The 20,656-nt window shown below is 67.8% G+C and carries 22 protein-coding genes and 2 pseudogenes; 12 read left to right on the top strand and 12 right to left on the bottom strand.

Annotated elements, in window-relative coordinates:
• The first annotated feature begins 41 nt into the window (after window positions 1–41).
• Both EV376_RS24240 and EV376_RS24235 read left to right on the top strand, forming a co-directional pair.
• Window positions 42–1,613 carry an IS1182 family transposase gene (locus EV376_RS24240; protein WP_130326876.1) on the top strand — a complete coding sequence of 524 codons (1,572 nt, stop codon included), beginning with the start codon at window positions 42–44 and terminating at the stop codon, window positions 1,611–1,613.
• 208 nt (window positions 1,614–1,821) lie between these two features.
• Entirely contained in the window at window positions 1,822–2,286 is a 465-nt protein-coding gene (locus EV376_RS24235; protein WP_130326874.1) for a hypothetical protein, read from the top strand.
• On the opposite strand, the gene EV376_RS24230 is transcribed toward EV376_RS24235, so the two are convergent.
• Both EV376_RS24230 and EV376_RS24225 read right to left on the bottom strand, forming a co-directional pair.
• Complete coding sequence (locus EV376_RS24230) at window positions 2,185–3,228, bottom strand: ornithine cyclodeaminase family protein (RefSeq protein ID WP_130326872.1); 1,044 nt, start codon at window positions 3,226–3,228, stop codon at window positions 2,185–2,187. The two genes, EV376_RS24235 and EV376_RS24230, sit on opposite strands and share 102 nt — an antisense overlap.
• Window positions 3,229–3,479: 251 nt before the next feature.
• Complete coding sequence (locus EV376_RS24225) at window positions 3,480–4,091, bottom strand: TetR/AcrR family transcriptional regulator (protein ID WP_207228375.1); 612 nt, start codon at window positions 4,089–4,091, stop codon at window positions 3,480–3,482.
• 67 nt (window positions 4,092–4,158) lie between these two features.
• Here EV376_RS24225 and EV376_RS24220 point away from each other — a divergent pair, with 67 nt between their 5' ends.
• Both EV376_RS24220 and EV376_RS24215 read left to right on the top strand, forming a co-directional pair.
• Complete coding sequence (locus EV376_RS24220; protein WP_207228373.1) at window positions 4,159–4,578, top strand: nuclear transport factor 2 family protein; 420 nt, start codon at window positions 4,159–4,161, stop codon at window positions 4,576–4,578.
• Between the two features lie 387 nt (window positions 4,579–4,965).
• Window positions 4,966–5,898 (top strand): GNAT family N-acetyltransferase, encoded by a 933-nt coding sequence (locus EV376_RS24215; RefSeq protein WP_207228371.1) that lies wholly within the window; start codon window positions 4,966–4,968, stop codon window positions 5,896–5,898.
• 82 nt (window positions 5,899–5,980) lie between these two features.
• Here the strand turns inward: EV376_RS24215 and EV376_RS24210 are convergent, their stop codons facing one another.
• The 5 genes from EV376_RS24210 to EV376_RS24185 all read right to left on the bottom strand — a co-directional run bounded on the left by EV376_RS24210 (window position 5,981) and on the right by EV376_RS24185 (window position 8,628).
• On the bottom strand, window positions 5,981–6,409 hold the full coding sequence (locus EV376_RS24210) for a DUF6069 family protein (RefSeq protein ID WP_130326866.1): 429 nt from the start codon (window positions 6,407–6,409) through the stop codon (window positions 5,981–5,983).
• A complete protein-coding gene (locus EV376_RS24205; protein ID WP_130326864.1) occupies window positions 6,402–6,869 on the bottom strand; it encodes an SRPBCC family protein in 468 nt (155 codons plus the stop codon). Before EV376_RS24205 ends, EV376_RS24210 begins: the two co-directional genes overlap by 8 nt.
• Complete coding sequence (locus EV376_RS24200; RefSeq protein ID WP_130328833.1) at window positions 6,866–7,210, bottom strand: metalloregulator ArsR/SmtB family transcription factor; 345 nt, start codon at window positions 7,208–7,210, stop codon at window positions 6,866–6,868. Before EV376_RS24200 ends, EV376_RS24205 begins: the two co-directional genes overlap by 4 nt.
• A 791-nt stretch (window positions 7,211–8,001) precedes the next feature.
• Window positions 8,002–8,370 (bottom strand): hypothetical protein, encoded by a 369-nt coding sequence (locus EV376_RS24190; protein ID WP_130326862.1) that lies wholly within the window; start codon window positions 8,368–8,370, stop codon window positions 8,002–8,004.
• Window positions 8,371–8,448: 78 nt separating this feature from the next.
• The gene (locus EV376_RS24185) at window positions 8,449–8,628 is read right to left on the bottom strand and encodes a hypothetical protein (protein ID WP_130326860.1); all 180 of its coding nucleotides are present in this window, start codon (window positions 8,626–8,628) and stop codon (window positions 8,449–8,451) included.
• A 424-nt stretch (window positions 8,629–9,052) separates the two neighbouring features.
• On the opposite strand from EV376_RS24185, the gene EV376_RS24180 reads away from it, so the two are divergent.
• From EV376_RS24180 to EV376_RS24170, 3 genes are all read left to right on the top strand, one after another.
• Window positions 9,053–9,283, top strand: coding sequence for a hypothetical protein (locus EV376_RS24180; protein ID WP_130326858.1), 231 nt, complete (start codon window positions 9,053–9,055; stop codon window positions 9,281–9,283).
• Entirely contained in the window at window positions 9,280–10,362 is a 1,083-nt protein-coding gene (locus EV376_RS24175) for a saccharopine dehydrogenase NADP-binding domain-containing protein (RefSeq protein ID WP_130326856.1), read from the top strand. Before EV376_RS24180 ends, EV376_RS24175 begins: the two co-directional genes overlap by 4 nt.
• 68 nt (window positions 10,363–10,430) lie before the next feature.
• Entirely contained in the window at window positions 10,431–10,874 is a 444-nt protein-coding gene (locus EV376_RS24170) for a hypothetical protein (protein ID WP_165438096.1), read from the top strand.
• 42 nt (window positions 10,875–10,916) lie between these two features.
• Here the strand turns inward: EV376_RS24170 and EV376_RS24165 are convergent, their stop codons facing one another.
• From EV376_RS24165 to EV376_RS24155, 3 genes are read right to left on the bottom strand one after another with little or no spacing between them, the layout of a single operon-like run.
• Complete coding sequence (locus tag EV376_RS24165; protein WP_130326852.1) at window positions 10,917–11,870, bottom strand: LysR family transcriptional regulator; 954 nt, start codon at window positions 11,868–11,870, stop codon at window positions 10,917–10,919.
• Window positions 11,863–12,579, bottom strand: coding sequence for an IS3 family transposase (locus tag EV376_RS24160; protein WP_130326850.1), 717 nt, complete (start codon window positions 12,577–12,579; stop codon window positions 11,863–11,865). The genes EV376_RS24165 and EV376_RS24160 overlap by 8 nt, the downstream gene beginning before the upstream one ends.
• A complete protein-coding gene (locus EV376_RS24155) occupies window positions 12,576–12,890 on the bottom strand; it encodes a transposase (protein WP_486482780.1) in 315 nt (104 codons plus the stop codon). Before EV376_RS24155 ends, EV376_RS24160 begins: the two co-directional genes overlap by 4 nt.
• Window positions 12,891–13,480: 590 nt before the next feature.
• Between EV376_RS24155 and EV376_RS30330 the strand changes: the two genes are divergently transcribed.
• From EV376_RS30330 to EV376_RS24140, 3 genes are all read left to right on the top strand, one after another.
• Window positions 13,481–13,894 carry a DUF2267 domain-containing protein gene (locus EV376_RS30330; protein ID WP_165438094.1) on the top strand — a complete coding sequence of 138 codons (414 nt, stop codon included), beginning with the start codon at window positions 13,481–13,483 and terminating at the stop codon, window positions 13,892–13,894.
• 583 nt (window positions 13,895–14,477) lie between these two features.
• The gene (locus EV376_RS24145) at window positions 14,478–15,908 is read left to right on the top strand and encodes a sugar porter family MFS transporter (protein ID WP_130326844.1); all 1,431 of its coding nucleotides are present in this window, start codon (window positions 14,478–14,480) and stop codon (window positions 15,906–15,908) included.
• 943 nt (window positions 15,909–16,851) lie between these two features.
• Window positions 16,852–17,433: a type 1 glutamine amidotransferase domain-containing protein gene (locus EV376_RS24140; RefSeq protein ID WP_130326842.1), complete on the top strand. Its 582-nt coding sequence runs from the start codon at window positions 16,852–16,854 to the stop codon at window positions 17,431–17,433.
• A gap of 30 nt (window positions 17,434–17,463) precedes the next feature.
• On the opposite strand, the gene EV376_RS24135 is transcribed toward EV376_RS24140, so the two are convergent.
• On the bottom strand, window positions 17,464–18,552 hold the full coding sequence (locus EV376_RS24135; RefSeq protein ID WP_130326840.1) for an IS630 family transposase: 1,089 nt from the start codon (window positions 18,550–18,552) through the stop codon (window positions 17,464–17,466).
• Between the two features lie 221 nt (window positions 18,553–18,773).
• On the opposite strand from EV376_RS24135, the pseudogene EV376_RS31055 reads away from it, so the two are divergent.
• Both EV376_RS31055 and EV376_RS24125 read left to right on the top strand, forming a co-directional pair.
• Window positions 18,774–18,965, top strand: a pseudogene (locus tag EV376_RS31055) (IS701 family transposase); the annotation flags it as partial.
• A 4-nt stretch (window positions 18,966–18,969) separates the two neighbouring features.
• Window positions 18,970–19,288, top strand: a pseudogene (locus EV376_RS24125) (SDR family oxidoreductase); the annotation flags it as partial.
• 477 nt (window positions 19,289–19,765) lie between these two features.
• On the opposite strand, the gene EV376_RS24120 reads toward EV376_RS24125, so the two are convergent.
• Window positions 19,766–20,449: a BON domain-containing protein gene (locus EV376_RS24120; protein ID WP_130326838.1), complete on the bottom strand. Its 684-nt coding sequence runs from the start codon at window positions 20,447–20,449 to the stop codon at window positions 19,766–19,768.
• Between the last annotated feature and the right edge of the window lie 207 nt (window positions 20,450–20,656).

Genomic DNA, 20,656 nt, shown 5'->3' with positions numbered 1-20,656 from the left:
CGGAGTTGGCTCAATAATAGATAACTGTCTATTATTGGTGGGTGCAGGGTTGTTCGTCTGATCGTGAGCTGTTTGATACGTCGGCGCTGGTAGGTCATCTGGTGCCGGCGGGCAGTGTGTACGCGTTCCTGGCCGGGCATCGTGGTGAGGTCTTCCCCGATGGGCTGTTCGCTGACCTGTTCCCGTCGGGGCGGGGCCGTCCGTCGGTGCCCGGTGAGGTGATCGCCTCGGTGCTGGTGCTGCAGACGTTGCAGGACCTGTCCGACAGTGAGGCGATGGCTTCGTTGCGCTGTGACCTGCGTTGGAAGGTCGCGTGCGGGCTGCCGATTGATCATGAGGGGTTCCATCCGACGACGTTGACGGTGTGGCGTAACCGGCTGCGTGCCTCGGACCGCCCGGAGCGGATCTTCGAAGCGGTCCGTCAGGTCATCGCCGAAACGGGAGTGCTCAAGGGCAAGACCCGCCGGGCCCTGGACTCGGTCGTGTTCGACGACGCGGTCGCCACGCAGGACACGGTCACGCAGCTGATCGCGGCCGTGCGCAGGGTGCGCCGTGAGGTGCCCGGCGCCGCGGAGCTGATCGCGCAGCACTGCCATGCCCATGACTGGGACGATCCCGGCAAGCCGCGGATCGCCTGGGACGACAAGACAGCCCGCGACGGGCTCGTCTCGGCGCTGGTCAACAACGCGAACACCATCGTCGAGGCGCTGGCCGAAGCGGAGCTGGACTCCCGGGCCGCGCAGGCCCTCGCGCTGCTGGCGTTGGTGGCCGGACAGGACGTCGAACCCGCCGAGGGCTCCGATGGCACCGACGGCAGATGGCGCATCGCCCGCCGGGTCGCCGAACAGCGGGTGATCTCCGTCGTGGACCCGCAGGCCCGGCACGTGCACAAGACCGTGCACCACCGTCAGGACGGCTACAAGGGCCACGTCGCGGTCGAGCCGGACAGCGGCCTGTTCACCGCCGGTGAGATGACCGAAGCTGCGGGCGAGGCCAACCACGAAGCCGTCGTCGGGCTGGGCCTGCTCGACAACGACATCGAGGACAGTCCACCGGACGGGTTCGAGGTACTGGGCGATTCGGCCTACGGCACCGGCGACGCCCGCGCTGCCCTCGACCAGGCCGGGCACACCGCGATCATCAAACCGGCGCCGCTGCGCCCCGCGGTCACGGGCGGATTCACCCTCGACGACTTCACCGTCGACGAGACGGCAGGCACCGTCACCTGCCCGAACGGCATCACCCGGCCGATCACCGCCAGCCGCACCGTCACGTTCGGCGCCGCCTGCCGCGGCTGCCCGCTGCGGCAGAGCTGCACCACCGCCAAGACCGGCCGCAGCCTGACCCTGCACCCGCACGACCGGCTGCTACGCGCCGCCCGCGCAGACTGGGCCGCCAGACCCGACCTGCAAGCCACCTACCGTCGGCACCGGCCCATGGTCGAACGCTCCATCGCCTGGCTGATCGGCCCGAAAGGCCGATGCCGCAGACTGCGCTACCGCGGCGTGGACGCCAACGACCTCTGGCTACACCACCGCATGGCCGCACTCAACCTCCGCCGCCTGCTCAACCTCGGACTGCACCACCGGCGCGGCACGTGGACGTTGGCTTGACCCGCCCGCACCAACCGCGCACCCTTGTCCATGACGGGGAAGGCAAGCTCGTTGTCCAGCTTCACGCTGTGACCTGACTGCCGCATCACGGCCATTGAGAAGCCTTCCCCGTCACCATCGCTGACGCCCGGACCTCAGAACGGGATTGTTCAGGGCTCTCCTAGCGCCGCTCTACGTCTACCGGACGCTGGAGCTGTTCCAGGAGGCGATGGGCGACTACGTACGCGACGCGCTTACGGCCGGTCCGTACGGATGGCCGGTGACCGATTGCGTGGTGACGATGACCGACTCGGGTTACAGCGTGGCCGACGGGCCGCCGTCGCTGCGCGGGCCGACGAGCACGGCACAGGATTTTCGCAAGCTCACGCCGATCGTCGTGGCGCAGGCGCTGGCCGCCGGCGGGACGGTGGTCTGCGAACCGCTGGCCCGGGTGACCCTTGAGGTGCCGGCGCGCACACTCAGCGGGGTGCTGAGCCTGCTCAGCAAGCTGGGGGCCATGGTGGAAAACCAGGTGGCACGCGCGGACGAGATGGTGATCGTGGCGGTTCTGACCGCGGCGGACGCTCAGGAGCTACACCGGATGCTGCCGGCGGTGACCGGCGGCGAAGGGGTGCTCGAGTCCGCGTTCGCCGGTCACCGCCCGGTCCGTGGAAAGCCACCGCGCCGTGGCTGACCCAGGGTGTTCCTTCGTGTTGCTCGGCTGGTAGATCTGCACGGCCACGACGAGGTCCTCCCAGGGCATCCCGGTTCCTTTGAAGAGCCGCGGGCCGGTAGCGGGGAGCGCCGCCCGCCCGGTGACCACGTCGGCAAGCGTGAGGATCTCGGCGTCGAGGACTCCGGTGCTGATCGGGACAACGACGTCGCCACCCTCCCGCAAGGTGCTGGTGCGCGACTCCACGACAACCTTCGACCGGGTGACGAGGGCGTCGTCCGTCTCGCGTGCGTCGGGGTGGTGCGAGCCCATGGCGACGACGACGGCGTCGTCCTTGACCAGGGTTCCGTCGAAGAGCGGGGTGGATGCGGAGGTGCAGGTGCAGATGATGTCCGCTTGGGCAACGGCCTCCGCGCAGTCGTCGAGGGCGTGAACGGCCGTGGGCGTGCCCGTTTCGGCGATGTCAGCAGCGATCTCCTCCGCGGCGCGGGGGTTGCGGCCCACCAGAGCCACTTGCGCGATGTCGCGACTTTCGCACAGGGCGAGGGCGTGGCCGCGGGCCTGCGGGCCGGTGCCGAAAACGGTGAGCCGCTCGGGGGCGGCCGGTGCCGGGGCGAGATGGCGCACGGCGAGCGCGGAGACGGCAGGGGTGCGCAGGTTGGTGAGGGCGCTGCCGTCGATGATGGCGGCCGGCCGCTGCCCGGGACCCTCGAACAGAACGAAGGCGCCCTGGATCAGGGGCAGGTGGCGAACCGAGTTGCCCTGTGTGCTGGACAGCAGCTTGACCCCGGAGAAGGTGCCCAGCGTGGACGGCATCAGCAGGATCTCGCCCGCGGCGGTCGACATCGTGGAGCGCGGTGCATCGTTCTCCGGGTCGAAGCCGGCGAGCAAGGCCGCCTCGAGAGCGTCCATGGCCGCGGTGAACATCGTCGACGCGACATCCTCCGCGGAGATCAACCGCATACCAGCGAAACTCCGCTCACGCATATCGTCAGGCCTTCGCGTCGGCATCGCATCCCGAGATCCAGTGGGGTGCCACGGCGCCAACGTACGCGAGCCAGGACACGCTGTCATCGGCCAGGACCGTAACCGGGCCGCCGCCGCTCCTCGTCGTGTTCCGTGACGCTCAATCTGCGGGCGATCCGGAGACCGGACCAGCCGCCCGAGAACTCGGGGAAGGCTGTCGTGCAGCGCGGGGCGGTTGCCGCGCCGGGTCAACCGTCCTCGGTGACTGGTTGCCTGAGGACCAGCCGCAAGACGCTGTCGCGATAGGCCGCTCCGGCTTCATCCGGGCTCATCCGACCGGCTGTGACCTGCCCTCCGGCGGCATGACCCAGGGCGATGACGGCGGTGACGATCCATTCGTCGGGATGGCGCGCCTCGAACACACCGATGCGCCGACCGCGACGGAGGAGGTCCATGAGTGGTGCGGTGACGGGCCGGTGCCGGTCGTACTCGTCGCCGGGCGCAGCAGCATCCGCGATGGCGGGAGTGAGCAGGACGGGGCAGCGCTCGATGATGCCCCAGCTGGCCGTCAACCACCGGCGTAGTGCCTCGTCCGCGGGCGGTGTCGTCAGGTCGAGTGCGTCCAGCGTTCTTGCGACTTCCGCCGTGAGGTACTCGATCACGGCGCCGAGCAGGGCCTTACGGGATGGGAAGTGGGCGTAGACCGTCTGCCGCACGACGCCGGCGGCCGCGGCGATCTCTTCGATGCTCGCCTCCGGTCGTCGGCCCAGCACGGCGATCGCCGCGTCCAGCACCGCGGCGCGGCTGCGCTCAGCATCGAGACGCCGTTTACGGCTTCGGGGTGCAACAGGTTCGGCCACGGTTGGCAAGCCTAAGCATCACGCTTATCTTGGACACACATGTCGAAGATAGCGTGGAGGTGCCGTCGTGGCTCAGCAACCCTTCCGTACGCCCGCCGACGACCTGGTCGGGTACCTGACCCGCTACCCGCAGGAACTCACGTTCGGCGACGAGGACCCGGCAGCCGTGTTCGGCCGCTACCACACCGACGACTTCGTGCTCCGCAACGACGGCATACCCCTGGACAAGGAGCGGCTACTGGCCCACGTGAAGGTCGGCCGACGCAACGCCACGCAGATCCACGTCGAGGTCCACGATGCGCTGATCTCCGGCGGGCAGGTCGCCGCTCGCTACACGCTGACCGCTGTGATGCGTCGCGGCCAGGTGATCGCGACGGAGATCCACATGTTCGGTGAGCTCACCCCGGATGGCCGCCTCCGCCGGGTCGAACAACTGTCGCGGGACGTCTCCCACAACGCACCAGGCAGCACCCCGCAACCGGCATGACGGGCCGAACATCGGAACCGGTAGCCGCTTCCCGGCAGATCCGCACCGCGAGCCCGAGCGGTCGCGTAACCCTGCGTAGCGCGCGGATCGCGGCGGATCCGTGCACCTGAGGCTGGTAGGCGCGGGGCCAGCGGCATGGCCGTGCCCGAGCCGCGCGGGTCATGGTACTGATCGGTCCCGCCGGCACGGAGCCGATCCAGTGACACACCCTGTCCAGGTGCTCGGCTAATGGGTTGCGGGCAAAGGACGCGTTGATTAGAACTGGCAGCCGAACCTACAAGGAAGGAGGGCTGAGCCATGTACGCCACGCACACCGCGCTCGTGTCCTCCCGGGTGACCAGCTGAGCTGACCCCGGAGCGGGCGGGCGCCTCCAGATGGAGACTGCCTTGACGTTGCACCAGCATGATCTGACCCTGCGCCCCATCACCGGGCCCGATGAGCTAGACCTGTTCAACAGCTTGCCGTACGTCCTCAACGAAGAACTCGGCAGTGACTTGGCGGCCGGTCGCCGCCGCCCGGAATGGCTGTGGCTCGCGCTACGCGGTGATCGCGTGGTGGCCCGGGCCGGATGGTGGTCGCGTCCCGGGGACGAGCACGCGCTGTTGATGGACATCTTCGACATCGACGGTGACGTCGACGACGGTGTGCGGCTGCTGACGGCCGCACTGCCCGCCGTGGTCCCCGCCGGCGCGACACCCCCTGAGTACGGCCGGTTCCTCCCGACGGACTGGCGCAACCACCACCACACCCGTCAGGGCCTCGAGGACCGGATGGGCGCACTCGAACGTGTCGGAGCCAAGCTGTTCGTCGAACGGCTGCGTCTGGAATGGCGACCCGGCACGCCCATCCCCGAGCTCAGCGGGCGGCTCGTCTTCCGACCGGTTCGCAACGAGGGCGAGCTCATCGAGCTGATGACGCTCGTGCTCGACGGCACCCTCGACGCGCACCGTCGCGACGACCTGGCCCGCATGACCGCCCGCCAGGCCGCTCAGGAGCAGTACCAGAACGAGCTCGAACGCTACGCCAGCCCACACGATTGGTGGCGGATCGCGACGCTTCCGGACGGAGAACCGGTCGGGTTCGTCATCCCCGCGCACAACGGCTACAACCCGATCATCGCGTACCTCGCAGTGGTGCCCGCGCATCGCGGCCGCGGCCACATCCACGACATCCTGGCCATGGGTACGAGCGTGCTCGCAGCGCAGAACGTACCGCGGATCCGGGCAGCCACCGACGTCGGCAACACGCCGATGGCGGCCGCCTTCGCCCGGGCCGGCTACGTCACCATCCAGCGCCAGATCGATATGACCTGGCGATGATCACCTGGGCGCTGGACCTGAGCCGATCCAGGTCCAGGTCCAGCGCCCGCACCCCGGATCTCCTTCCGGCGTGCCGTGCGGCTCAGGTGGGTGTCGCTTTCGTGGCGCGATTGGACGCCACTCGTCGGCCGATGGCGACCACGGCGGCGATGGTGATCGGGACGAGTGTCAGGTGGCAGAGGGCCAGGGTGGCCTTGCTCGGGGTGTCGAAGTCGGTGGGCAGGGTCATGAGGGCGATCGTGCCGACCGCCAGCACCGGGCCGACGGCCAAGGCGGCCCGGACGATCCAGGCAGCACGCGGTGCCAGCAGGGCGACGGCGGCAAGGCCGATCAGCAGCGGTATTGCGCTGAAACCGGCGACGGTGACGGCGTCGACCTCGGCCGGTCCGCTGGCGGAGGTGAATTGGAACGTGCCGCCAGCTGCTCGCCCGACGCCGTAGACGATGAGATTGACCACCACAGCGGTGACGCCGCCGAGAGCGACGACCGCCGGCCGAGAGAGCCTAGACATCAGCAGGCGCCGTTCCGCCCTGACGGGTCAGGAACGCCTCGATACGGGCGAATGCACCAAGCCACACCTCGCTGACGAAGAAGTCACGGACCTCGGGCACCGGGAAGCCGCTCTGGACGACGGTCATCAGGGTGCCGCCATCCTTCTCTTCGAAAGTAACCTCGATGCGGGTCGTCATGGTCATGCCGTCCGGGCTGGCGCCAGTGGACTCGGTGACGAGCCGGTGCGGGCGGTCGATCTCAAGGAATGTCTGCGTCTCCCGGAACAGCATGTCGGGGCTGGGTCCCCACACCGCAGTCTGCTGTCCGCCAACCCGCAGATCGACCTCGATCTCGACGATGCCCGGCTGCTCGTCGAGGATGGTGAACCAGATCTTCTGCTTCTCGGCGTCCGTGTACGCGTCGAAGACCTCCTCGGGTGTCGCGGCCAGTTGCCGCGTCATCCGCATGTCGAGCGTCATGAATCCTGTCCCTTCGGGCCGGGCTGGAGGGTGAAGTAGGCGTCGAGACCGTCGAGGCGGCGGGCCCAGAGCCGTTGGTAGAAGCTGATCCAGGCCATCGCCTCATCCAAAGGCGCAACGCCGAGGCGGCACTGACGTGACCGGCCGACCTTCTCCGTGACGACGAGTCCGGCATCTTCGAGCACCTGAACGTGCTTTTTCATGCCGGTCAGGCTCATCCCGGTGGGCTCGGCGAGTTCGCCGATGGTGGCCGGGCCGTCGCCGAGCCGGATCAGAATGCCTCGGCGGGTCGGATCGGCCAGAGAGGCGAACACCCGGTCCAGGACCTGTTGGTGAACCATGTAGTTCACTTTACGACACTGAACCTTCAGGTTCAACGTCACCGTGGTGCTGCACGTGACGACGCGCTCAACTCGGCATGTCCGGATGCCTGCCACCGTGCAGGCCGCCACGCCTTGTAGCGGCTGTGCTGCTTCCCTCGCCTGCGGATCGCGGCTACCTGTTGACTGCTCGTACGACCAGGTGCGTGCGTTCGTGATACGGGCAGTCCTGCGGCGCGGGCGCCAGATCAGGGACTGCCGGAATGTCGGTGCTCGACCAGTGGCAGATCCGGACACGCGCGGCTTGGTGCTCCCCGGGTCGCTACAGGTCCAGCAGCGTTTCGATGCGGGCGACTGCGCCAGCCGGATAACCAGCGTGGGCACGCCTGCCAGCGGATACTCGAACCAACCGTTGGCTGCTTCGTTGTTCGTGTCATCGAGCGCACCGGTCAGTGCTGCCTCGTCGCCTACTTCGACCGGAAGAAAGCCTCCGGCAAGACATCGATGGAAGCGATGCGCGCCCTGAAACGACGCCTGTCCGACATCATCTACCGCCGCATGGTCAGCGACGCGGCCGCCGTGGCGGCGGGCCCGGGAGGACACCGGGGAACGGCAACTGGCTCCAGCGTGACCGACTCTCATCCCCCAGCCGGCTCTTCGGAGAAGTCACTTCCCGGACCCGCCGAGACCCAGGATACGACTCTCCTCCCAGCGGTGTCTTGACACAGAGGGGAGCCACGAATGGTCGGCTGACCCGTGGGTCTCGCTGGTGCGGCCCCTGACGCTCCCCGGGACGTGGGTGACACGTCCGGCTAGAAGATCTCTAGTTGGCCAGAGTAAGGCGTCGGCGGCTCTGCCGGGGGCAGGAGGCCCGCAGCTTCCTGTGTGAGGCCGTCGATCATGTCGAGGGGCATGGAGATGGCAGTGTGCCAGGTTTCATCGTCGGGACCGATCAGGGCTGTGAGGACGTCGTCTTTGATCGACCAGTGCACGGGCGAGCCGCCGCCGTCTTCGCCGATTTGCACGGATCGCCGTGTTGTCCAGTCGGCCTCGCGCAGTGAGCGTAGGCGGGCGAGGTCGCTGAGGTGGATCCAGAGGTGCAGTTCCCATGACGGCCCCTGCAGCATCACCATCACGACAGCGGGGTCGTCCCGGTTGTCGTCGATCACCACGTTGACCATGCGGGGATGGTCGCAGACCCGGTTGGGTGGGCAGCGGCGGGCGTCGTGGTGGCTCGGGCTTTCGCGCCTTGAACCGCGTCACCTGTCTGTGGTGGTGCGGGTGGTCTCGTTGAGGAGCAGGTCGCCGTCATAGACCCGGAAGGTGGTCTCGGCTTGCTCGACGGTGACGGCGCGGCCGGCGTGGCCTATGCCGACGTGGATGCGTTGACCAGCAATGACGAGCGCGCCTCGGCAGCTGACGCGGCGCTCGACCCGCACCGGTTCCGATCAACACTCGGCGGAGTGTCACGCAGCTCCTGATACCGATGTTTCACGCAGGTCCCCGAGACCGGACACACCGTGCCATGCGCTCTGGTTATGGCATGTCCTACTACCTCGCAGTGGTGCTCATAGCTGTGCGCGTTGAAACTGATGTTCGTAGCCCGCCCCCTGAGGAGGTGATCGGGTGCACGTCGCACATGTTCATCAGGCAACGGCGTGGAATGGCCGAGAACTGGTTCACCGGGCCGAGTTCCGTGGCCGGCGGGACGACCTCGACGCTGCGCTGCTCGACCGCCGCCTCCGGCCGGTTGCCAACAGTCACACCGTCGTCGTCCCCGACACCGGACGCAGAGCGCGTTGCCCCACTCGGAATGCGCCCCGACGGTGCGCCCAGGGCTGGGCGGCCGCAGCATCACGGCTGATGCTCGATCGCACCCGGGCCGCCGCGGTCTGCAAAAAGGCGATGTTCGGGGCGACCGCCGCCGAGCTCTTCGTCGGTACCGACCGCATCCGGGCGTTCACGGGAGACCATCCTGAAGTTTCGCCTGCCCCGGTGCGCGATCGCTTGCCGGCCGACGGCCGGCCGTACGACCGCGGCACCGGTGTCCGCCTGAGCGGTTCGCACCGGGTTGTCGCGGCGAGGTGGCCATGACCAGCGCGGGAACGGCCGTTGTGATCGGCGGTTACGGCGCCGTGGGCCGGGTGGTGGCGACCATGCTGGCCCGGGAGTCGGCGAACGAGGTCGTTGTCGCTGGTCGTGATCTGGCGCGCGCTGAGGCCCTGGTCCGGACCGGTCCGGACGGGTTGGTACCGCGCCGGTTGGACCTGGATGACCTGCGGGGGCTCGACGGGTTGCTGGCGAACGCCGACGTGGTGGTCATGTGTGTGGAGCACCGTAACGAGGCGTTGGCGCGAGCGTGCCTGGAACGCGGTGTTTCCGTTGTCGACATCAGCGCGTCAGTCGACGTGCTGGTCGGCATCGAACGGCTCGATGCCATCGCGAAGCGGACCGGAGCGACCGCGCTTCTCAGCGTCGGGTTGGCACCCGGACTGACCAACGTGCTGGCCCGTCGCTGCACCGGGCGCCTTCCGTCCGCGACGTCCGTCGAGGTGACCATCCTGCTGGGTACGGCAGGTGACCATGGACCCGACTCGGTCCGGTGGACGGTAGAGGGACTGATGGCGCCGCTCGACCGGACTCGGCGGCCGGGACGGGCTCGGGTGGACCTGCCGGGGTTCGGATCGCGTACCGCGTACCCGTTTCCGTTTTCGGATCAGCACACGTTGGCCCGCACGCTCGGAGTTCCGGTGACCACCCGCCTGTGTTTCGACTCCGGCGCCGTCACGGCGGCGGTGTTCTGGCTGCGCGCCATCGGCGTCCTCCGGCTGGCGGACCGACTGGGCGGGGCTCGCCTGCTGACGGCCGCGTCGAGCCGGCTGCGGCGTGGCGGGGACCGGTTCGTGGTGCACGCCTCGGCCACCGACGCAGGCGGGAGGCGCGTGTGGTCGGCGGTGACGGGCCGGCAAGAGTGCCAGGCGACCGGTGTGGTGGCCGCGGAGATCGCCGCCGACGTGATCAAGCGCCGCTACCCGCCCGGTGTGCATCACATCGACCAAGTCGTCGACGTCGGCGCGTTTCTGAAGGCGATGCAGCGACACGACCTGACCGTGCACGAGCAACCGCCGCCGCTTGCGGCCGAGCCGCCGGCCGGCCGGATGCCGGCCATCTGAAAGGACGGACAGAACCGATGAACCGAATGCCAGCCGAGCGGGCTCGAACCGCCATCATCTGGGTCACGGTGGTCTTCCTCGTGACGTTCACCCATCACGTGTACGGGGGCTTGCGGTTCGACAGCCCCGAACGCAATGTTCTGGCGTTGGTGTTCAGCGCCGTCTTCGCCGTCACGTACCTGACGTACCGGCTCGGACCGGCGATGCGGTGGGCTCGCGTGATCTTCTGGTTGCTGGTCTACGCCTTCTGGGTGGCGGCGGTCGGCCTGTACGAGGGCGGGTTCAATCACGCCCTGTTCGCCGTGCTGCGGCTGCTGGACGCTCAGACCCTCATCAATGAGCTCTATCCCGTCACCGGCGATGCACGCCTCTCGGGCGACGTGTTTTTCCAGGGCACGGGTGTTCTGACCTTGGCTGCCGCAGTGGTGCTGGCGGTGGCGCCCGGCTGGCCCACGAAGCGGCCGATTCGCGAGGACGGCCGGCGACCGGCGACAAACACCGGCGCTCGATAGTCACAGACGCCGCCAGGCATTCCAGATGCCGGCAGCCGGCCGTCAGCCGTCGGCCGGCTGCCGGCAGATCGTTGTGAGGATCGCGATCATCGCGGTCGCCGCTGGCGACCGGAACGGTGGGGCGGCCGCTGCGGCATACAACCGGCGGGTCGGCAGGGCCGGAACGGTGGGCCGCAGGACGATGTCCGGCCGTAGCGCGGCCTGGGTCAGCGTCGGCACGAGCATGACACCGGCCCGAGCGGCGACCAGTGCCTGCTTGCCGTTCCAGTCGTCGCAGAAGAACGCTATCCGCGGGGGAGCGCCCAATGCCTCGGCGATCGGCGGGATCGGACCGAGACAGTCCGGAAAGGCCCCCTCGATCCACCGCTCGTCTTTCAGATCCCGCAGCCGCACCCGCTTGCGTGTCGCCAACGGGTGGTCGGTCGGAAGGGCGACGTGCAGCCGTTCGTCGCACAGCGGCACCAGGTCAAGGCCGTCCAGTGCCTCGCCGCTGAGCCGAGACGCTGACAGGTCGTGCTTGGCGCTGCTCGGGTCGGCGAACAATTCCCACGAGGTCACCAGGGCCAGGTCGATTCGGCCGTCCCGGATGGCCGCCAGCGGGCCGGACTCATCCGGGCGGACAAGGTTCACCGCGACACCCGGGTGAGACTCGGCGAAGCGCCGGATGGCCTCAGGCGTGAGCCGGGAGTTGGCGCTCGGGAACGCCGACACGTTGAGCTGACCGCCGGTCAGGCTGGTGAACGCGCGCAACCGGGCTTCCAGGGCGTCGGTGCGCACCAGGATGTCGCGCGCGAGCTCGACGGCGGTTCGCCCGGCCTCGGTGAGCCGCACACCACGCGGAAGCCGACGGAACAACGGCACGCCAACGCGCCGTTCCAATCCGCTGATCTGCCGCGAGACAGCTGGTTGCGTCATGGACAGCGCCTCGCCCGCGGCGGAGAACGACCCTCGGTTGGCGACCTCCAGGAGAACGCGCAAGGTCCACGAGTCAATCATGCGCGCAGCCTATTGCCGCTGCGCGACCGCTCAACCCCAAGCTGACCGGCGAAGGGCGCTCAGCACCGATACCCGACGCGCACAGCGGGTCGATCACCTCGCGGATGGCACCCCTGTCCGAGTGGAAGATCACGCCGTCGACCCGGCCGCCACGGGCGGCGACCGCGGCGTCGAGAGCGTCGATGATCAGGCCGGTGCGCATGTGGGTGTTGATCGACCAGCCGATCAGCCGCCGAGTTGCGATGTCGATGACCGTGGCCAGATACCACCAGCCGCCGCCGACCCGCAGGTAGGTGATGTCGCCGCACCACCGCTGGTCCGGTGCGGTAGCGGTGAAGTCCCTGCCGATCAGGTCCGGCGCCGGCGGGGCCGCCGGATCTGGAATCGTGGTCCGTTTGCGGCGACGCTGGTGCCGGCCCACGATGTCACGCTGGCGCATGACCCGCTCGATGCGTTTGCGGTTGACCCGCACACCGCGGGCACGCAGCTCGACGGTCACCCTTGGCGAGCCGTAGGCGCCGCCGGAGTCGGAGTGGATCGCCTGGATCTGCTCCGCGAGGGTGTCCTCGGCGGCAGCGCGTTGCTGCCGGGCGGGCTCGCTGGCGTTCCATCGGTAGAACCCGGACCGGGACACGGCCAGGACCCGGCACAGCCGCTTGACGCCGTAGACGGCCCAGTGGGTGGAGATGAACCGGAAGCGGCTGGTCACCGATCCATCTCCTTCGCGAGATAGGCGGCTGCCTTCCGCAGGATCTCCTTCTCCTGCCGCAGCTCAGCCACCTCGCGGCGCAACCGGGCGATCTCGGCGTCCTTGTCCGCCACCGACAACCCGCTGCCATCCCCCGCTGACGGCCCTGCCGTTCGGCGTTCCTCGGCACGCACCCAGTTCCGCAGCGTCTCGTGACTCATCCCGAGCTCACGAGCGACCCGATTGATCGGCCGCCCCGACGAACGGACCAGGTCAACCGCGTCACGCCGAAACTCTTCCGTGTTCTTCGATGGACGCCCCAACGGGGACACCCCTTCCTCTGGACCAACGCCCAGTCTCAGAGTGTCCAGATCTCAGGGGGAAGCCCACACGACGCTTACCTGCCCGGTGACGTGGCTCCAACGCTGTCGAAGGCGTCAGCTGCCAGAGTCCCACTCCGGGTTGATGCCCTCGTTACAAGCTTGGACCGCTCCTGCCCGATCGCCAGCAGCGGCCTCGATCTCCGCCGCTTTCAGTGGCGCTCGCCCGCTACGTCCGCTGGCGGTGCTCTCTGCCGGATGTCGGCTTTCTGGGCGCTGCTGGCCTTATCGGTCGTATGCGCCTGCTACGCCGGGGCCTGCGCCAGCTAGTCCATCGGACTGCGGGCATCGGAGTGATGGTGCGACCGTCGCCGAACTCGCCGAGCACCCGGGCGGCCAGCACGATGCCGAGGCCGGGCTGGAGTCACATAATCCGCACGACTACGTCTTCTGCGATGGGGCTGTTGCCCGGCGTAGGGCGTCCTGGTAGTCGCCCGATCGGGATGAGGCAGGGTCACCCACCGCTGCAGGAAGATGTGGCAAGGCGCACCGAAGCGGCTCGCAACTGGTGCTTCGACGGCGATCCGAGGGGGAGGAACCAGGTGGAATACCAGGACTTCATCAATGCAGTGGCCACGCGGGCAAAGGTGTCGCCCGATCAGGCGGCGATAGTCACCCGCGCGACGTTGCAGGCATTGGCAGATCGGATCAGCGCCGGCCAGGCTGAGGATCTTGCTTATCAACTTCCCGACGGGCTTGACGACTGCCTGCGCAAACCGTTTAGGCAGGACCAGGTCGAGGCGTCGCTCGGGTTCGACGATTTCGTGCAGCGGGTGGCGGATCGCCCGGACGTCGACCCTGCGCTCGCCGATGCCGGGGTCGGCGCGGTGCTTACCACGCTCTGTGAGGCTGTCACCCGCGACGAGTTCGAGAATGCGCTGGCCCAGCTCCCGAAGGAGTTCCGGCAGGCCATCGAACCGGTCGCTGTTGGTGGCGGGCGGCGCTCCGGCTCGTAACACGCCCAGTCGAGGCAGGAATGGGTCCCGGCCGACCGGCTGCCTGGTGAGCCGGGCGGCTGATCGGCGCGTTGGCCTGCCCCGCCGCCTGGCCTGAGAGTACGCCGGCAGGAGGCGGCTGCCATTCATTACAAGAGGTCGTCTCATTACAAGAGGTCGTCCGCTGCGGGCGGTTGCGGCCGTGGCCGAAGGCCTACAGACAGATTCGGTGCCATCACCTCCGGCCGCGAATTCGTCCGCCGGTGCGCGCCGTAAGCGTGCTCGTGAACGGAACCGGCATGGATCGGTCCGTACGGCTCGTGGTCCCGGCGTACCTCGCGCTACTCGTCCTGACGATCGGTCGTGGGGTGATGCTCGTATTGCTGGTGGCGGTGCCTTGTGTGTCGCCCGCCGGGCTCCTGGTAGGCGTCCTCGGGCTGGTACCTCTTCGTACGGGTCCGACACGTCCTCGCACTGATGTGCGGCAGCCCCTGCCGCTATGTGTAGCCGGGGTGTCCCGATGCACCCGGCGGCGGGGCAGCCGGTTGTCGGACAGCTCCGGAAATTAGGACAAATGCTACGCTGTTGCGGCACGCTGAACAGCATGGATCCACCGAGTGTGACCGCCGATGAAGATGCCGCCCGCCCGCCAGCCAGAAGGCCAGGTGGGGCGGTTCTGATTGCTGCGGCCGCAGCCATCGGCGGTTTCCTCTTCGGCTACGACACCGCGGTGATCAATGGTGCGGTTGATGCGATCAGGGCCGAGTTTCACCTCTCGGCGTTGGTGCTGGGTACCGCGGTATCCGCAGCGCTGCTCGGCGGTGCGATCGGTGCGTGGTTCGCCGGTCCGCTGGCTGATCGGATTGGCCGTGTACGGGTGATGCTGATCACAGCGCTCATGTTCGGGGTGAGCGCCGTCGGCTCGGCACTCGCCGTGGGTCCCATCAGCTTGACCGCCTGGCGGGCCGTCGCCGGAATGGCCGTCGGCGCTGTCAGCGTCGTCGTCCCGGCCTACATCGCCGAGATCTCTCCTGCAGGCGAGAGAGGACGGTTGGGCTCCCTGCAACAACTGGCCATCGTGATTGGGATCTGTGTCGCCCTCCTGATGGACTACGCCTTGGCCACCTTGGCCGGTGGTGCCGGCAACGACGTGCCGTGGGGCGGGACGGCGTGGCGGTGGATGTTGGCCTCGGCCGCGTTTCCCGCGGCACTCTACGGCCTACTGGCGCTGCGGATCCCCGAGTCCCCGCGTTACCTGGTTCGACGCCACCGCGACGAGCAAGCACGTGAGGTGCTGCAGCGGTATGTCGGCGACGGCGAGCGCCTCGGGGAAATCAAACGTTCGCTCGCCGGCACAAAGCAGACCATCGATCTCGCTGACCTCCGCGGCCGTTCTCCTCGGGACCGACGTTTCGGACTGCTGCCGATCGTGTGGATCGGCATTATTCTCGCAGCTCTGCAGCAGTTGGTCGGCATCAACGTGATCTTTTACTACTCCACCACACTCTGGCGGGCCGTCGGTTTCACCGAGAACGATGCCCTCCTGACGAGCGTCATCACCGGCCTGATCAACCTCATCGGCACCTTCGTGGCGATCGCCCTCATCGACCGGGTCGGCCGCAAGCCGTTGCTGCGGGTCGGCGCCGCCGGCATGGTACTGACTCTGGCTACCCTCGCCTGGTGCTTCAGTCGCGCCACCGGGACGGGGGAAAACGTCACACTTGCGCCCGGCGTGGATATCGTCGCGCTCCTCGCGGCCAACCTCTACGTCCTGTCTTTCGCGGCGAGTTGGGGGCCGACGCTCTGGGTGCTGCTCGGCGAAATGTTCAACAACCAGATCCGCGTCACGGCGGTCGCGGTCGCCGGGGCAGCACAGTGGATCGCCAACTGGCTGGTCACTGTTTCGTTCCCGAGCCTCGCCGACGTCAGCCTGCCCCTCACGTACGGCATATTCACCGGATTCGCGGCCCTCGCCCTCGTCTTCGTCCAACGCTTTCTCCCCGAAACGAAGGGACGAGAACTGGAAGCGATGTAGTTCCGCCCAGCTCCGGATCCTCCCTCCAGAGGCTTTAACTCCGCTGACTCACTCCTGCTCGCCCCAGGTCGCTTACGACATGAACCCTGCCCGACGCGCCGTACGTCTGCCGTGACAGCGGCGACCCGCGGTGGCGTCCCGCCGCCGAACGGCCCCGAGGCGCGCCTTTCAGCGGCGGGTCACACCGAGGTGCGGTTGGCACAGCATGAAGGGCCGGGGTCGAGCCCTCGGGACACACCGCGACCCCTCGCCGAGCTGCTCGGCGGCCCGGTCACACCGCCGACAGTCACCGCGACCATGGACATGTTCACCGAGTTCGGTTGGTCCGCAAGGTCGACACCGGGTACGTCCTGACCCTGAGCAGTGTCGACTGGTTCTTTCCCCCAAGGACCGCGCCGCGCTGGTTGCATCGCGTTTCGGTGCAGCTGAAGCGGTAGCGGCTCGCCGACCCGCACACCCTCACCGGGTCTGCAAGGCCACTTCGCGTACCTCGCCATCCTGCTGACCCCTCGGCGGTATTCGGTTGGCCTACGCGGCGACGGAGGTGGACATCGGCGCTGTCTGACAAGACATTCCCTTCAAGGCGTTGGCCCCGCGCGCTGGCCGGCCTCGTCGGAACCTCATCTCGGCGCTCTGTGGCTCTGCCCCGCTGGCAGATGCGAAGCCCGCCGCCGGTCCCGGGGCGGACGGGTCTGCATCTGGATCTCGAGGGTTACGCGTCGGCACAGATCCTGCCCGGGACGGCGCGAGTGACCGAGAATCTCTCGGCCCGCCAATTGTGCATAGATGAGGCCCTCGCTGTGCGCCCCAGCGGGCATCTGGCCGGATTGTCCGCTCTCGGGCGGCGTTCGCTGGCCTGTTTGCCGCTGTCCCCACCGGGAAGGCGACCGCGAGCGAGCGATGCGCCGCCGACGGGGCGGCGCCGTGAAGGGAGCCCACAGAAATGGCGCAGAGCCAGCAGCCACTGACCGGCAAGCGAGTCGCATGCCTCGCTGCCGATGGCGTGGAGGACGTGGAGTACACCCAGTCCCGGGCCGCCGCAGAGCAGGCGGGGGCCGAGGTCCACCTGATCTCCTTGAATTCTGGCGAGATCCAGTCAATGAACCAGGACATCAACCCGGCCAATCGCTATCGGGTGGACCGGACCGTGAACGAGGCCAATGCGGCCGACTACGATGCCCTCTTGCTGCCGGGCGGGACGGTCAACCCTGACCGGCTGCGGATGAACCAGCAGGCGATGGACTTCGTCCGGGCGTTCTTCCAGCAACAGAAGCCGGTGGCGGCGATCTGCCACGGGCCCTGGTCGTTGGTCGAGGCCGGGATCGTCAACGGCCGGACCGTCACGTCGTTTCCCAGCCTGCGCACCGACATCCGCAACGCGGGCGGGAACTGGGTGGACCAACAGGTGCAGGTCGACAACGGCCTGGTCACCAGCCGCAGCCCCAGCGACCTTCCGGCCTTCTGCGCCAAGATGGTCGAGGAGTTCGCAGAGGGCAAACACGTGCGCCAGATGGCGACAGCCTGACCCGGTGGGCTCCAGGCCGGAAGGAACAGCCTAGTGTCCTGAGTCGTTAATTCGGCCGCAGTATGCGGCGAGGCTGTTCAGGATCTCGTCTGCGGTCCTGGTCCAGACGAACGGTTTCGGGTCGGTGTTCCATGCCTCGATCCAGGTCCGTACGTCGGTTTCGAGATCGGCGAGGCTGCGGTGGCTTGACCGGCGGAGTTTACGGTTGGTCAGCTCGGCGAACCAGCGCTCGACGAGGTTGAGCCACGATGCCGATGTCGGGGTGAAGTGCAGGTGGAAGCGGGGGTGCGTGGCCAGCCAGCGGTGCACGGCCGGGGTTTTGTGGGTGGCGTAGTTGTCCAGCACCAGGTGCAGATCCACGTCGGGTGGGGTGTTGGTGTCGATGACCTTCAGGAACTTCAGGAACTCCTGATGGCGGTGCCGGCGGTGCAGCTGCCCGATGACCTTGCCCGTGGCGGGATCGAACGCCGCGAACAGGCTGGCCACGCCGTGACGGACGTAGTCGTGGGTCTGCCGGGCGGGGACGGTGGGCATCATCGGCAGCATCGGCCGGGTCCGCTCCAGGGCCTGCATCTGCGACTTCTCATCGACGCACAGCACCATCGCCTTGACCGGCGGATCCAGGTACAGGCCCACGACGTCACGGACCTTCTCCACGAACATCGGGTCAGCCGACAGTTTCCAGGTGTCCACCAGATGCGGCTTGAGACCGAATGCCCGCCAGATCCGCGACACCGCCGTCTGCGACAATCCGGTCTCACGCGCCATCGACCTCGTTGACCAGTGGCTGTCCTGATTGGTTGGCTGCTGTTCGAGAGTCTTGACAATCACCTCATCAACCCGATCGTCGGTGATCCGGCGCGGCGCCCCGGGCCGCGGCTCGTCGACCAGCCCCTCCAACCGGCGCGCCAGGAACCGGCTTCGCCACTTGCCCACCATGTCCCGCGACACTCCAAGCCGCTGCGCGACGTGCGTGTTCACCAGGCCATCGGCGCACAACAACACGATCTTCGACCGCAACGCCAACGCCTGCGACGACTTGCCCCGCCGCGCCCACCGGGTCAGGCACGCACGCTCGTCGACGGTCAGTTCCACCACACCACGCGGGCGACCAGCCATACCGACAGCCTACTATCTGCAGCCGAATTAACGACTCAGGACACTAGTACTCCAGCCGCACTTGCCTGATCTAACGTTTCAGCAGCTCACGGTGATGATCGACGTCGGAGTTGTGGCTGCCGTGTAGCTGTGGATGTCGATGCTATCCGGCCGACGGGTAAGCGGTCGCACCGTCTGTCTGTTGTGGTTGGTTGCAGGGCGGGCAGGCTGCCGTGCTTGTGTTGATCGATGAGATTGTGGGCCGGCGGGCAGGTCTGGATGATCTGCTGGCGCGGTTCGCGCACCGGTTCGGGCGTGCGGAACCTCGCCGCCAGGCGCTGGCGTACCTGGTCGGGTTGCTGTCGCCGTTGGCGAGCAAGAACGGCTGGACCCTCGCCGAGGCCGCTGGCGACACCACGCCGAATCGGATGCAGTGCATCGCCGCGGCCCGACGTCGTCAACATGATCTCCACGTGTGGCGAGGTGGGCATCCCCGTTCGGGCGCGCATCCCGCGTTCTACGCGGCCAAGCATGCCCACGCCGGGCTCGCTGAGATCCTGTCGCATCGGCTCCGGCCAGAAGGCATCCCGGTGATCTCTCTCTTTCCACCGGACTTCGTCTAGAACGGGCCGCGGCAGGCAGGCATCACCTCACTGCGCAGTCAGTCATCGACTGCGTGGTCTTCGCGGTCGGTCAACCACGAGACTGCTTCATCCGCGAGTTCCACTCTGAGCAGGTACGGACTCCACACTCCTGAACGCCCGCCGCGCCAAGCAGCCTGGGGCCCAACCCGAGGATCCTCCACGCAGAGTCCAGAGCTGAGACCGACGGCATCGGAGCGAAGGGCCGATGCGCGGATCTGCTGTGAACCGTCATCACGGAGGGTAACCAAATCGCAGGTGCCGCCTGCCTGCACTCCTGACGTGCCGGCGGGATAGCGATGTCGGCACCGTCGTCGTGCCCTACGGATCAGCTGCCGAGGCAGCCATGGCCGCCACTGATCGGGGTGCAGCGGGTGATACGCCGTACTGGCTCCTGATCGGCTGGCGCCCAGCCGATCAACCGGGGCGTGGCCGCGCGTCCGGCGATCGAGACAGCAAAGTTCGCAGAGCCGGCTCACCGGATCCAGCAGATCCAACTGCTCCGAAGCCACACCCAACGCCGAAGGACTATCAGCAATCGACAGAGACGATGGCCGCCACGCCGGTGACGGCCATCGTTTAACACCAGTCACCTAGGCCGCCGGGTTGACCACGATGCGGTTCTCCACCGACGTCACTCCTGGCGTCGACCAGGCGACCCGCGCTGCCTCTTCGCGCTCGCGCCAGGATCGGACGACACCGGTCAAGACGACCTTGTCGTCCTCGATGGCAATGGTGAGTCGCTCGCCGGGCGTGTCCACCGTACGGACCAGCGCCTCCTCGATCCGGCGCCGCGCCTCCGCCATGTCCACCCTTACTCGCGGTCGCAGGGAAACCTGGTTGGTCACTCCGCGCACCCCGGACAGGTGACGCACGGCCCGCTCCGCGGCCCGCCGCTGGTATTCCCATTCGACCTCGCCCGTCAGCGTCACCCATCCCCTATTGACAGTGACGTGAATGTTCTGGCTCGGCACCAGAGCATCCCACTCCAGGGCACGGGTCGCCGCCGCCGCCAGGTCCGGGTCCGTGCGCTCCGCCGCAGTCGGCAGCCGCACATCGATGTCGTTCGCGACCGCCTTCACCCCCCGTACGCGGTGTGCCGCCTGCTCAGCGGCCCACTTCTTCATGTACGTGTCGACCCACCCGGTCAGGGCCACCACCCCATCCTTGGCCGACACGCCGATCTCATTGGGTTGCACCCGGGCGTCCCACTTCAACTCAGCCAGCACATCCCGCTGGAGCTGCTCATCAGTCCGGGTCATCGTTGCGGTAGTCATCGGGCTCCCTCCAGTTCGTGGCCTTCCGAGGTGATTTTTTCGCGTTCGATGCCGCGTCGTCCGGCGGTCGGGGCAGCCGTAGCCGAACCGGTTAGCGGTCAACATTTTCGAACTGGTCGACCTGCTCAGGGACTAGTCTGCTCTTGCCCAGCCCACGCGCCGCCGTCGCCGGCGCACCGATTCGGGGCACCGGTCGGGTGCGAGGGG

It is taken from the genome of Micromonospora sp. CNZ295, from assembly GCF_004217535.1.
Note: the sequence above shows the minus strand (reverse complement) of the source record. Positions and strands in the feature narration are given on the sequence as shown.

What these genes read in the sequence shown, in the direction of transcription:
- EV376_RS24210 (WP_130326866.1), bottom strand. Translation starts at nt 6,409, where the DNA reads ATGTCTAGGCTCTCTCGGCCGGCGGTCGTCGCTCTCGGCGGCGTCACC.
- EV376_RS24180 (WP_130326858.1), top strand. Translation starts at nt 9,053, where the DNA reads ATGCTCGATCGCACCCGGGCCGCCGCGGTCTGCAAAAAGGCGATGTTC.
- EV376_RS24165 (WP_130326852.1), bottom strand. Translation starts at nt 11,870, where the DNA reads ATGATTGACTCGTGGACCTTGCGCGTTCTCCTGGAGGTCGCCAACCGA.
- EV376_RS24190 (WP_130326862.1), bottom strand. Translation starts at nt 8,370, where the DNA reads ATGGTCAACGTGGTGATCGACGACAACCGGGACGACCCCGCTGTCGTG.
- EV376_RS24140 (WP_130326842.1), top strand. Translation starts at nt 16,852, where the DNA reads ATGGCGCAGAGCCAGCAGCCACTGACCGGCAAGCGAGTCGCATGCCTC.
- EV376_RS24205 (WP_130326864.1), bottom strand. Translation starts at nt 6,869, where the DNA reads ATGACGCTCGACATGCGGATGACGCGGCAACTGGCCGCGACACCCGAG.
- EV376_RS24145 (WP_130326844.1), top strand. Translation starts at nt 14,478, where the DNA reads ATGGATCCACCGAGTGTGACCGCCGATGAAGATGCCGCCCGCCCGCCA.
- EV376_RS24120 (WP_130326838.1), bottom strand. Translation starts at nt 20,449, where the DNA reads ATGACTACCGCAACGATGACCCGGACTGATGAGCAGCTCCAGCGGGAT.
- EV376_RS24135 (WP_130326840.1), bottom strand. Translation starts at nt 18,552, where the DNA reads ATGGCTGGTCGCCCGCGTGGTGTGGTGGAACTGACCGTCGACGAGCGT.
- EV376_RS24230 (WP_130326872.1), bottom strand. Translation starts at nt 3,228, where the DNA reads ATGCGGTTGATCTCCGCGGAGGATGTCGCGTCGACGATGTTCACCGCG.
- EV376_RS24175 (WP_130326856.1), top strand. Translation starts at nt 9,280, where the DNA reads ATGACCAGCGCGGGAACGGCCGTTGTGATCGGCGGTTACGGCGCCGTG.
- EV376_RS24200 (WP_130328833.1), bottom strand. Translation starts at nt 7,210, where the DNA reads ATGGTTCACCAACAGGTCCTGGACCGGGTGTTCGCCTCTCTGGCCGAT.
- EV376_RS24235 (WP_130326874.1), top strand. Translation starts at nt 1,822, where the DNA reads ATGGGCGACTACGTACGCGACGCGCTTACGGCCGGTCCGTACGGATGG.